Origin of the sequence: Kribbella turkmenica (assembly GCF_004348725.1) — a bacterium.
In the GTDB taxonomy this organism is placed as follows: domain Bacteria; phylum Actinomycetota; class Actinomycetes; order Propionibacteriales; family Kribbellaceae; genus Kribbella; species Kribbella turkmenica.
Genome location: NZ_SMKR01000218.1, coordinates 1 through 10694 on the forward strand (window position 1 = coordinate 1; position 10694 = coordinate 10694).

The window sequence follows — 10694 nt, forward strand, 5'->3', positions numbered from 1 at the left end:
CTCCAGGAGATCGCCGGCCGGCTCGCGGGCGAGGTCCGCCACGGCGACACCGTCGCCCGCCTCGGCGGCGACGAGTTCGCCGTCCTCGCCGAGGACATCGCCGACGACGACCTGGCCACCCTGATCACCCGCCTCGAGTCCGCCGTCAGCCGCCCCCTCCCCAACATCGCCGTCCAGGTCACCACCAGCATCGGCACCGCCCCCATCACTCCCGAGACCACCGACCTGGACACCCTCCTCCACACCGCCGACCAAGCCATGTACGAAGCCAAACAACGCCGCGGCTGAGCCGGCGTCTACGAGCCCAGGCGGGCGAGGGGTTCGTCGGTGAGGCGGTAGATGGTCCATTCGTCCTGGGGGTGGGCACCGAGGGACTCGTAGAAGTCGATGGCGGGGGTGTTCCAGTCGAGGACGGACCATTCGAGGCGTTCGTAGCCGTTGCGGACGCATTCCTGGGCGAGGGCGGTGAGGAGGGCCTTGCCGAGGCCGGCGCCGCGGGTTTCGGGGCGGACGAAGAGGTCTTCGAGGTAGATGCCGTGGACGCCGCGCCAGGTGGAGAAGCTGAGGAACCAGATCGCGCAGCCGGCCACCGCGCCGTCGTGCTCGGCGACGTGGCAGAAGACCTTCGGCTCCGGGCCGAACAGCGCGGTCTCCAGTTGCCCGGCGGTGAGCTTGCACTCGTCCGGGGCCCGCTCGTACTCCGCCAGGCCGTAGACAAGTTCCACCAACGCCGGTACGTCGTCCGGCCGCGCCCGCCGTACTCGTTCGTCAATCTGCATTGGACCATTAACCCACGTCACGCAGCACCGAGGGTCCGGCGTCCTGCCCGCCCGGCTCTCACTCCCGCGCGTAGATGCCGAGGGCGTCGTACGCGATCCAGGAGCCGTTGTCCTTGAAGAGCTCGAGCACGTTCTGGCCCGCTCTGAAGAGGGACCGCGGCAACGGCTTCTCCAGGTACGACGGCTTGAGCGGTGAACCGGGGTACGTGCTGTCGGCGATCAGCGACCCCTTGGTGGCGCCGTTGGCGAACGTCAGCCGCTCGACCTCGGTCCCGTTGACGCTGAGGACGGCCGACCCCGCGAGACTCGCGTGACTGTCGATCAGCCACAGCGCGAGATCGAGATCCTGCTCCGGTACGGCGGCCAACTCGAAGCGGAACCTGGCCCGGTGGCTCTTCGATTCGGCCCATCGGTCGGCCGGACCGGGTAGCAGGTAGGACCAGTCGGCAGCCGGCGTCGACGTACCGAACGTGTAGTCGACGTCCGACGGGAACCGGGTCGGGTAGCTGGCGTAACCGTTCGGGGACAGCGCCAGCTCGGAGCCCTTCCCGTCGAACGCTCCCACGGTGGCGACCGGGACCCCCGACACCGTGACCGATGTCAGGTTGGTCGCGGCAGCTGGTGCCGACGGCTTCGACCTGTTGCCGGCGGCATCCACGGTGACGACGCGATAGGTCCTGGGAACGCCGGTGAATCCCAGTCCTCGATGGACGAAGTGCGGGTAGACGGTCTTGCCGAGGAGCTCGAAGGATCCCGCGTTCAGCACGTAGACCGCGTAGTGGTCGGCGACCGTTGCCCAGGACACCGGTTTCCAGTCGAGGGTGATGCTGCTGATCTGGCCGCTGCCCGTCAGGTGGGTGATGGCAGGAGGGCGGTTCATCACAGGGCCTCCAGACGGGGAGAGTCGGCCGGCGAGCGGAACGACGCGACCACACGCGGCTCCGCGTTCGCATCGGCCTCGATGTACGGGAAGTTGACGAACTCCGCGGTCAGTTCGGACCGGGTCAGCGTGGTGTGCACGTAGCCGCGGCGGGCGTTGTAGAACTTCACGTACGGGTGCTGGAGCCAGTCTTTCGCGTACCGATCGGTGTCCGCGCCGTCGCCGTCGGAACCGATCGACGAGCACACCAGTTCGACCCCGACCGTCGGCGAGTCCGGGTCGGCGAAGTCCGCCTTCAGCTCGGCGGCCACGTGCCGGTGGATGTCACCGGTGAGCATGACCGACGGGCCGGCCGCGTCCCGCATCGCGGCGAGCAGCCGGCGCCGGTTCGCCGGGTAGCCGTCCCACTGCTCGATCCGGTCGTCGGTGATCGCGGTCAGGACGACGCCGCCGGCGAGCACGTTCCAGGTTGCGCGGGATCGCCGTAGTCCGTCGTACAGCCACTGCTCCTGCTGGGCGCCGAGGATGGTGCGCTTCTCGGACTGCTGGTCGGCATCGTCGACCGGCACCGGGTCGCGGTACTGCCGGTTGTCGAGCAGGTTCAGGCGGGCGAGCGAGCCGACGTCGTACCGGCGGTAGACCTGGGTGTCCGGGCCCTTCGGGAGACTGCCGAGGCCGATCGGCAGGTTCTCGTAGAACGCCCGGTACGCGACCGCGCGACGATGGACGAACAGCTCCGGCGGGACCCCGTAGATCGAGTTGTCCGCGCCGTAGTTGTTCTGCACCTCGTGGTCGTCCCAGGAGTTCAGCCACGGCGCCACCGCGTGCGCGGCCTGCAGGTCCGGATCGGTCTTGAACAGGCTGTACCGCAGCCGGTACTGCTCCAGCGTCTCGATCTCCACCTCGTGCTCGGGAGCCACCGACACACCCTGCCGCCAGAGGTTGCCGCCAGCAACGATGCCGTACTCGTAGATGTAGTCGCCGAGGAAGAACACCGCGTCCGGCGCGCGCCGGGCGATGTCCCGGTACGCCGGGAAGTAGCCGTGGTACCAGGCCTGGCAGGACGCGGTGGCGAAACTGAACCGCGAGCCGTGCACCGGCAGGGTCTTCGTCCGGCCGACCGGGCTGATCTCGTTGCCGGCGCGGAACCGGTAGAAGTACTCGCACTCCGGCCGCAGCCCGCTCACCTCCGGATGGACGGCGTGCGCCAACTCGGCCATGGCCAGCGCGAGACCCCGGCGTACGACGCGCCTGAACCGCTCGTCCTCGGCCACCTCGTACTGCACGGGCACGCGGTCGACGCGCATCCCGCCGTGGCCGTCGGCGGCCAACGGGTCCGGCGCGAGCCGGGTCCAAAGGACGAAGCCGTCCGGTCGCGGATCACCGGAGCCGACGCCGAGGGCGAACGCCCCGGACGGGACCGGGCGGCCCGGGGTGGCGTCCGCACTGGCCGGCGCGGAGACCCCGAGCGCGACCGACGCCGCACTGAGGCCGGTGAGTTGGAGGAAGGTACGGCGTGACGGAGGAGGTGGTGGAGGCACGGGCGGGGCTCCAATCAGGGAGAGTTGCGTCACATTCTTACGTAAGTCTTGTCCCTGATGTCAGTAGTTGACGGGAAGTCGCCAAGGATTCAGCAATTGGAGTGCTGGATGTCTGCGAAGATTCCTGTTGGAATCGTCAGTCGCGGCGCGCAAGGCTTGACCGCATGGCACCTCAGACGAACAGGACGCGCCGGATCGGTGACGTCGAGGTCAGCGCGATCGGGCTCGGCGCGATGCCGATGTCGATCGAGGGCCGGCCCGACGAGGCCCGGTCGATCGCGACCGTCCACGCCGCGCTCGACGCCGGCATCACGCTGATCGACACCGCGGACGCGTACCACCTGACCGCGACCGACGTCGGTCACAACGAGACCCTGATCGCCAAGGCGCTGTCGTCGTACGGCGGCGACACCTCGGGCGTCCTGGTTGCGACCAAGGGCGGCCACCTGCGGCCGGGCGACGGCCGGTGGACGCTCGATGGGTCGCCGAAGCACCTGAAGGAGGCGGCGGACGCCTCGCTGAAGCGGCTCGGGGTCGACGCGCTCGGGTTGTACCAGTTCCACCGGCCGGATCCGCAGACGCCGTACGAGGAGTCGATCGGCGCGATCCGCGACCTGCTCGACGCGGGCAAGATCCGGATGGCCGGCATCTCGAACGCGAACCCGGCGCAGATCCAGCAGGCCCACGAGATCCTCGGCGGCCGGCTCGTCTCGGTCCAGAACCAGTTCTCGCCGGCCTTCCGGTCGAGCGAGCCCGAGCTCGAGTTCTGCGACGAGCTCGGGATCGCCTTCCTGCCGTGGTCGCCGCTCGGCGGCATCTCGAACGCCGGCGACCTCGGCGCGAAGCACCCCGCGTTCCACCAGTTGGCCGCCGACCTCGGGGTCAGCCCGCAGCGGCTGACGCTGGCGTGGATGCTCGCCAAGTCGCCGCACGTCGTCCCGATCCCCGGCTCGAGCCGCCCGGAGACCATCCGCGACTCGTACGCCGCCCTGGACCTCACGCTCACGGCCGACCAGGTCGCCGCACTCGACGCCGCCTGACCGGCACCGGCGCCCCGGCCCACGGAATAGCTCCGTGCGCCGGGGCGTTCCTGTCATGTCCCCCACCTGACAGGAGGTCTCGCGATGGAAGACATGCGTGCGCTGAGCTACGGGCTCGGCCGGCAGTACTTCGACGAGCGCGACTACCGCGGCGCCATCCGGGCCCTGCGCCCTGTCGTCGAGGAGACCCCCGACGACGTCGGCACCCGCCTCCTGCTCGCCCGCGCCTACTACCACGCGGCCCTCCTGAAGCCCGCCGAGGAGCAACTGCTCGAGGTCATCGACCGCGAGCCCACCGAGTACTACGCCCACCTCATGCTGGCCCGCACCCTCGAACGCCAGTCCCGCCCCACCGAGGCCACCAAACACCGCCGCATAGCAGCGGCCCTCACCGGCGACGACGCCCTCCTCGAGCCTCACCGCGTCTGACTGGCGCGTTGGTCGGCGCTGCCGAGCAGGACACGACGGGACGAGCGATGCGGCAGAACGCTCCTCGGGGCCCGGGGAGGTTTCGCGTGGAGGGAGCCAGTTTCACCACGCGGACCCAGCTGACGAGAACCCGGGAATGCCCTGACCATGGATTGGCGTTGTGCCGGGTAGAGTAGTTTAATTGTGAACTACTTAGCTTGAGGAGGAAGAATGCAGTTCGGTGTGTTCACCGTCGGCGACGTGACCGAGGACCCGACCACCGGCCGGACCGTGAGCGAGGCCGAGCGGATCAAGGCGATGGTGGCGATCGCGGTGAAGGCCGAGGAGGTGGGCCTGGACGTGTTCGCGCAGGGTGAGCACCACAACCCGCCGTTCGTCCCGTCCTCCCCGACCACGCAGCTCGGCTTCATCGCGGCCAAGACGTCGAAGATCATTCTGTCGACCTCCACCACGCTGATCACCACCAACGACCCGGTGAAGATCGCCGAGGACTACGCGATGCTGCAGCACCTGGCCGACGGCCGGGTCGACCTGATGATGGGTCGCGGCAACACCGGTCCGGTGTACCCGTGGTTCGGCCAGGACATCCGCAACGGCATCGCCCTCGCCGTGGAGAACTACGCCCTGCTGCGCCGGCTGTGGCGCGAGGACGTGGTCGACTGGGAAGGCAAGTTCCGGACCCCGCTGCAGGGCTTCACCGCGACTCCCCGGCCGCTGGACGGCGTACCGCCGTTCGTCTGGCACGGGTCGATCCGGTCGCCCGAGATCGCCGAGCAGGCGGCGTACTACGGCGACGGGTTCTTCCACAACAACATCTTCTGGCCGATGTCGCACACCCAGCGGATGATCCAGCTCTACCGCAGCCGCTTCGAGCACTACGGGCACGGCGCCGCCGACCAGGCGATCGTCGGCCTGGGTGGTCAGGTGTTCATGCGGAAGAACTCGCAGGACGCCGTCCGCGAGTTCCGGCCGTACTTCGACAGCGCTCCGGTGTACGGGCACGGACCCTCGCTGGAGGACTTCAGCCGGGAAACGCCGTTGACGGTCGGAAGCCCGCAGCAGGTGATCGAGCGGACGTTGACGTTCCGGGAGCACGTCGGTGACTACCAGCGGCAGTTGTTCCTGATGGACCACGCCGGGCTGCCGTTGAAGACCGTGCTGGAGCAGCTGGACATCCTCGGGTCCGAGGTGGTTCCGGTGCTGCACAAGGAGTTCGCCGCGAAGAAGCCGGCGCACGTGCCGGACGCGCCGACCCACGCGTCGCTGAAGGCCGCGGCCGAGCGGGCCCGCGACCTGGAGACGATCAAGGAGCCGACGGCATGACCGAGCGTTCGATCGCCGTGGTGACCGCCGGGCTGACGACGCCCTCGTCGTCGCGGCTGCTCGCCGACCAGCTGGCCGCCGCGGTCCGCGACGAGTTGTCCGGGCGCGGGATCGAGGCCCGGGCCGAGATCATCGAGGTGCGCGACCACGCGCACGACCTGACGAACAACCTGCTCACCGGCTTCCCGCCCGCCCAGCTCCGGAAGGTCCTCGAGACGGTCGAGCAGGCGGATGCGCTGATCGCGGTGACGCCGACGTTCAGCGCGTCGTACAGCGGGCTGTTCAAGATGTTCTTCGACGTCCTCGACGACAAGGCACTGGCCGGCAAGCCGGTCCTGCTCGGCGCGACCGGCGGGACCGAGCGCCACTCTCTGGTGCTCGACTTCGCCCTGCGCCCGCTGTTCGCCTACCTGAAGGCGTTGCCGGTGGCGACCGGCGTGTACGCCGCCTCGACCGACTGGGGAACCGGTGCCGCCAAGCTCCGCACCCGGATCGCCCAGGCCGCGACCGAGCTCGTGGCGACCCTCCACCACGAGACCCCGCGGCAGGCGGATCCGTACGAGAACCCCACCCCGTTCGAGGACCTGCTCAACGGCTAGTGATCAGCAGCGAGATGCCGTCGAGGATCCGCGTCAGCCCGAACTTCAGGGCGTGCGCAGGATCGATGACGGACTGAAAGTGCTCGCCGACTGACGTCCCCACGCGGCCGGCCACCGGGAACCGGTCGGCCGCGCCGGCCATCACGTGGGTGAGCGCCGGCGAGATCTCGCGCCACCACTCCTCGTCGGACAGACCGGTGTCGCGCTGGGTGCGGAGCTGCTCCGCGCCGGCCCGGGCAGTGCCCTGGACGTGGGTGAGCACCAGCGTCAGCGCCGAGTCCATTTCCACGTCGGTGAGGCCGAGGCCGTCCAGCGGGCGGAGCTCGGCCTCGTACTTCAGCGTGATGTTGGGCCCGAGCGCGTTCCGGATCGTCGGCACCTCGTGGATCCACGGGTGCCTGGTGAGCACGTCCCAGTTGCGCTCGGCGATGAACTCCAGCGCGCCCCGCCAGCCACCAGGCTGCCGGGCCGGCTCGTCGACGTCGGCGTACAGGTCGCCGTACACGTTGTCGAACATCAGGTCGGTCAGCTCGCCCTTGCCGGGGACGTGCGTGTACAGCGACATCGTGCCGACCTTGAGCTGCTCGGCCACCATCCGCATCGACACCGCCTCGAGCCCGTTGGCGTCGGCCAGCTCGATGGCCGCGGCGACGATCGAGCGCACCGTCAGGCCGGACCGGCCCGCCTTCGTGTGACTGCCCCACAACAGCGCCAGACTGCGCGCCGGATCGGGCGCGGCCGCCTTCTTCGGACTCAAGGGAACAAACTCCAACCAGTCGTCGTTGACCCGATCGTACCCGAGTCGTACAGTGTACGGTACACTCTACGGTTCAACCGGCGAGAGGTGGGAAGTGACTACGGAATGTGTGATCGAGGCCGTCGGCGTACGGAAGAACTACAAGGGCGGCACCGCGGGGGCGGGGCTAAACGGTTTCGACCTGGAGGTCAGGGCCGGCACCGTCACGGGCCTGCTCGGCCCGAACGGCGCCGGCAAGACGACAGCGGTGCGGATCCTGTCCACACTGCTCGAGATGGACTCCGGTACCGCGGCGATCGCCGGGTACGACGTCCGCCGCCAAGGAGCGGAGGTACGTCGCCGGATCGGGCTGGTCGGCCAGTACGCCGCGGTCGACGAGGTGCTGACCGGCCGGCAGAACCTGGTGATGTTCGGCCGGCTCAATCACCTGGGCCACGCGGTCGCGGTGAAGAAGGCGGACGAACTGCTCGAGCGGTTCAGCCTGACCGCGGCGGCCGGGCAGGCGGTGACGAAGTACTCCGGCGGCATGCGACGGCGGCTCGACCTGGCCGCGAGCCTGCTCGTGGCGCCGGCCGTGCTGTTCGTCGACGAGCCGACCACCGGGCTGGACCCGGCCGGCCGGATCGAGGTGTGGAACGCGGTCCGGCAACTCGTCGACGGCGGCACGACGGTGCTGCTGACCACGCAGTACCTGGAGGAGGCGGACCAACTGGCGAACCGGATCTCGATGCTGAAGGACGGCAAGGTCGTCGCCGAGGGCACACCGGACGAACTGAAGACCCAGCTCGGGTCGGACTGGCTGGATCTGGTGCTCGCGGACCCGGCCGAGGTCCAGCGGGTGGTCGAGCTGGCCGGACCGCTCGCGGACGGGGAGATCCGGGTGACCGACGTCCGCGTGAGTGTCCCGGTGAAGGACCGCACCCGGGCGCTCGTGACGATCGCGAATTCATTGCACGAGGCAAAGATCGAACCGGAGGACATCACCCTGCGCAGACCGACGCTGGACGAAGTGTTCCTGCAGCTGACCGGACCGGAGGTGGCGGCATGACGGCGCTCGGATGGGCCCTGGCCGACAGTTGGGCCATCGCCCGGCGGACGCTCACGCACTGGCGGAACCAGCCGGGGCTGATCGTCTTCAACTGGTTCTTCCCGGTGCTGATGCTGCTGATGTTCGGCGGCCTCCTCGGTGGGGCGATGGACTTCCCCGCCGGCGAGTCGTACTACGAACTGCTCGTGCCCGGCATCTTCGCGCTGGCGATGTTGTTCGGGCTCGAGGGCACGATGACCGCGGTGACCACGGACAAGGAGAAGGGGGTGACGGACCGGTTCCGGTCACTGCCGATGAGTTCCACGGCGGTCGTCATGGGCCGCTGCATCGCGGACATGCTCGACTCGGTGGTCACGCTGGTCATCCTGGCCGCGGTCGGGCTGGCGCTCGGCTGGCGGTGGCACGAAGGGTTGCCGGCCGCGCTGGCGGCGTTCGGGTTGCTGCTGCTGCTGCGGTTCGCGCTGCTGTGGGTCGGGATCTTCATCGGGCTGACGGTGAAGAACCCGCAGAGCGTGACCATGGTCCAGGTGCTGGTCTGGCCGGTCGGCTTCCTGTCCAGCACGTTCGTGGCCACGTCCACGATGCCGGACTGGCTGGGCACCGTCGCCCAGTGGAACCCGCTCTCCTCCACCGCGACCGCGGCCCGCTCCCTGTTCGGCAACCCTGATCCGTCGTCCACCGCCACCTGGATCGGCACTCACGCGGAGCTGGCGGCCGTCATCGCGCCGCTTCTGCTGATCGCGGTCTTCCTGCCGCTGTCGGCGCACAGGTTCCGCACGCTGTCGCGGTAGGCCGCGGCGGTTTCCGGAAGATCACCGGACCCACGATCTTCCGGAAACCGCTGCTGTTGCCTACGGCATCAACTGGCCGCCGTTGACCTCGATGATCTGGCCGGTGACGTAGGAGCTCATCGCGTCGGAGGCGAGGAAGAGGATGGTGCCGACGCACTCGTGCGGGGTGCCGGTGCGGCGCATCGGGATGGTCGCGATCATCGCGTTCAGCTGCTCCTCGCCGGTGTGCCGCTCGTGGAAGGGGGTCTTGATCACGCCGGGCGAGATCGCGTTCACGCGGATGCCGTCCGGGGCGAGCTCCTTGGCCAGGCCGCGGGTGAACGTGCTGACCGCGCCCTTGCTGGTCGCGTAGACGACCGACCCGCCGCCACCGCCGTGCCGGCCGGCAATGGAGGTGACGTTGATGATGGAGCCGCCGCCCTGACCGCGGAACACCGGCACGATCCGGCGGGACAGCGCGAACACCGAGGTCAGGTTGACGTCCAGGATCCGGTGGAACTCCTCGTCCGGCACGTCGGTCACCGGGGAGCGGTTGACCAGGTCGCCGGCGTTGTTCACCAGCACGTCGATCCGGCCGTGCTTCGACAGTACGGCATCGATCAACGTGCCCGCGGACGCCGGGTCGGCCAGGTCCGCCTGGTGGACGGTCGCCGTACCGCCGGCGGTGCGGACCGCACCCAGCGTGTGCTTCGCGCCGTCGGCGTTGCGGTGGTAGTGCAGCGCCACCGTCGCCCCGGTCTCGGCGAACCCGACCGCCGCGGCGGCCCCGATCCCGCTGCTCGCGCCGGTTACCACGACGACCTGATCCCTGAAATCCAGATAAGCCATGCGCCTATCCTGCCCCGGCCGCGAGCGGCGCGCCCGCGCGCGGGTGTACGCGCCGGGAAAGGGTTTGCTCGTGCCGGGTCGGCGGTAGATTCGATGGATGGGATACGCGCTGCGGCAGCTGGACCTTCGGCGGTGGCGGACGGCGGACGCGCTGCGGCTGACCGCCGCGCACCAGGATCCCGAGATGGCGAACCAGAACGGGATCGTCGACCGGGCCTCCGCGGTCGACTGGATCGGCCGGGTCGCCGACCTCGACAACGGACACGTGTACGCGGTCGCGGACGCCGAGGACCACCCGATCGGATGCGTCGCGGTGACGAACATCGACCGGCACCAGGTCGGCTGGACCTGGTACTGGACGCTCGCCGAGGTCCGCGGGCAGGGCATCGCCCGGGACGCCCTCCGGGCGCTCGCCGGCTGGGCCCACGAGGAGGCGGGCCTCTACCGCCTCGAGCTCGGCCACCGCACGAACAACGCCGCTTCGTGCGGCGTCGCCGCCAGCGCGGGCTTCCTCTACGAGGGCCTGGAGCGCCAGCGGCTCGCGTACGACGGCACGCGGTACGACGTCGAACGCCACGCCCGCCTGACCACGGACCCGCTCAACCCGCCCCAACGACCCGTCACCATCAGCCTCTGACAGCCGGGTTCGCCTGGGCGACGAACCGGGCGCCCGCCCGGG

13 protein-coding genes are annotated in these 10694 nt (G+C 69.5%); 8 read left to right on the plus strand and 5 right to left on the minus strand.

Features of this window, described 5'->3' with window-relative positions:
- Positions 1-288: GGDEF domain-containing protein (locus E1218_RS32455; protein WP_132326870.1), on the plus strand; the 288-nt coding region annotated here is incomplete at its 5' end.
- An 8-nt stretch (positions 289-296) separates the two neighbouring features.
- On the opposite strand, the gene E1218_RS32460 is transcribed toward E1218_RS32455, so the two are convergent.
- Genes E1218_RS32460 through E1218_RS32470 form a run of 3 tightly spaced genes read right to left on the minus strand, consistent with a single transcriptional unit; the run spans position 297 to position 3200 of the window.
- A complete protein-coding gene (locus tag E1218_RS32460; RefSeq protein ID WP_132326871.1) occupies positions 297-779 on the minus strand; it encodes a GNAT family N-acetyltransferase in 483 nt (160 codons plus the stop codon).
- 58 nt (positions 780-837) lie between these two features.
- A complete protein-coding gene (locus E1218_RS32465) occupies positions 838-1659 on the minus strand; it encodes a polysaccharide lyase family protein (RefSeq protein ID WP_132326872.1) in 822 nt (273 codons plus the stop codon).
- Positions 1659-3200, minus strand: coding sequence for an alkaline phosphatase D family protein (locus E1218_RS32470; protein ID WP_132326873.1), 1542 nt, complete (start codon positions 3198-3200; stop codon positions 1659-1661). Before E1218_RS32470 ends, E1218_RS32465 begins: the two co-directional genes overlap by 1 nt.
- 164 nt (positions 3201-3364) lie before the next feature.
- Here E1218_RS32470 and E1218_RS32475 point away from each other — a divergent pair, with 164 nt between their 5' ends.
- From E1218_RS32475 to E1218_RS32490, 4 genes are all read left to right on the plus strand, one after another.
- Positions 3365-4240: an aldo/keto reductase gene (locus E1218_RS32475; protein WP_132326874.1), complete on the plus strand. Its 876-nt coding sequence runs from the start codon at positions 3365-3367 to the stop codon at positions 4238-4240.
- Between the two features lie 84 nt (positions 4241-4324).
- Complete coding sequence (locus tag E1218_RS32480; protein WP_132326875.1) at positions 4325-4669, plus strand: tetratricopeptide repeat protein; 345 nt, start codon at positions 4325-4327, stop codon at positions 4667-4669.
- A gap of 210 nt (positions 4670-4879) precedes the next feature.
- Positions 4880-5992: an LLM class flavin-dependent oxidoreductase gene (locus E1218_RS32485; protein ID WP_132326876.1), complete on the plus strand. Its 1113-nt coding sequence runs from the start codon at positions 4880-4882 to the stop codon at positions 5990-5992.
- Positions 5989-6591: an FMN reductase gene (locus E1218_RS32490; RefSeq protein ID WP_132326877.1), complete on the plus strand. Its 603-nt coding sequence runs from the start codon at positions 5989-5991 to the stop codon at positions 6589-6591. The genes E1218_RS32485 and E1218_RS32490 overlap by 4 nt, the downstream gene beginning before the upstream one ends.
- Here the strand turns inward: E1218_RS32490 and E1218_RS32495 are convergent.
- Positions 6581-7348, minus strand: a complete 768-nt coding sequence (locus E1218_RS32495; protein WP_132326878.1) for a TetR/AcrR family transcriptional regulator — start codon at positions 7346-7348, stop codon at positions 6581-6583. The genes E1218_RS32490 and E1218_RS32495 overlap by 11 nt on opposite strands.
- 94 nt (positions 7349-7442) lie before the next feature.
- Here E1218_RS32495 and E1218_RS32500 point away from each other — a divergent pair, with 94 nt between their 5' ends.
- The gene (locus tag E1218_RS32500) at positions 7443-8396 is read left to right on the plus strand and encodes an ATP-binding cassette domain-containing protein (RefSeq protein WP_233712616.1); all 954 of its coding nucleotides are present in this window, start codon (positions 7443-7445) and stop codon (positions 8394-8396) included.
- Entirely contained in the window at positions 8393-9187 is a 795-nt protein-coding gene (locus E1218_RS32505) for an ABC transporter permease (protein ID WP_132326879.1), read from the plus strand. Before E1218_RS32500 ends, E1218_RS32505 begins: the two co-directional genes overlap by 4 nt.
- 60 nt (positions 9188-9247) lie before the next feature.
- On the opposite strand, the gene E1218_RS32510 is transcribed toward E1218_RS32505, so the two are convergent.
- Complete coding sequence (locus E1218_RS32510; RefSeq protein ID WP_132326880.1) at positions 9248-10015, minus strand: SDR family NAD(P)-dependent oxidoreductase; 768 nt, start codon at positions 10013-10015, stop codon at positions 9248-9250.
- 97 nt (positions 10016-10112) lie between these two features.
- Between E1218_RS32510 and E1218_RS32515 the strand changes: the two genes are divergently transcribed.
- On the plus strand, positions 10113-10652 hold the full coding sequence (locus E1218_RS32515; protein ID WP_132326881.1) for a GNAT family N-acetyltransferase: 540 nt from the start codon (positions 10113-10115) through the stop codon (positions 10650-10652).
- Positions 10653-10694: the final 42 nt, after the last annotated feature.

Excerpts from the sequence above, each read along its gene's own strand:
- E1218_RS32460 (WP_132326871.1), bottom strand. The coding sequence starts at position 779 with ATGCAGATTGACGAACGAGTACGGCGGGCGCGGCCGGACGACGTACCG.
- E1218_RS32465 (WP_132326872.1), bottom strand. The coding sequence starts at position 1,659 with ATGAACCGCCCTCCTGCCATCACCCACCTGACGGGCAGCGGCCAGATC.
- E1218_RS32475 (WP_132326874.1), top strand. The coding sequence starts at position 3,365 with ATGGCACCTCAGACGAACAGGACGCGCCGGATCGGTGACGTCGAGGTC.
- E1218_RS32480 (WP_132326875.1), top strand. The coding sequence starts at position 4,325 with ATGGAAGACATGCGTGCGCTGAGCTACGGGCTCGGCCGGCAGTACTTC.
- E1218_RS32485 (WP_132326876.1), top strand. The coding sequence starts at position 4,880 with ATGCAGTTCGGTGTGTTCACCGTCGGCGACGTGACCGAGGACCCGACC.
- E1218_RS32490 (WP_132326877.1), top strand. The coding sequence starts at position 5,989 with ATGACCGAGCGTTCGATCGCCGTGGTGACCGCCGGGCTGACGACGCCC.
- E1218_RS32505 (WP_132326879.1), top strand. The coding sequence starts at position 8,393 with ATGACGGCGCTCGGATGGGCCCTGGCCGACAGTTGGGCCATCGCCCGG.
- E1218_RS32510 (WP_132326880.1), bottom strand. The coding sequence starts at position 10,015 with ATGGCTTATCTGGATTTCAGGGATCAGGTCGTCGTGGTAACCGGCGCG.
- E1218_RS32515 (WP_132326881.1), top strand. The coding sequence starts at position 10,113 with ATGGGATACGCGCTGCGGCAGCTGGACCTTCGGCGGTGGCGGACGGCG.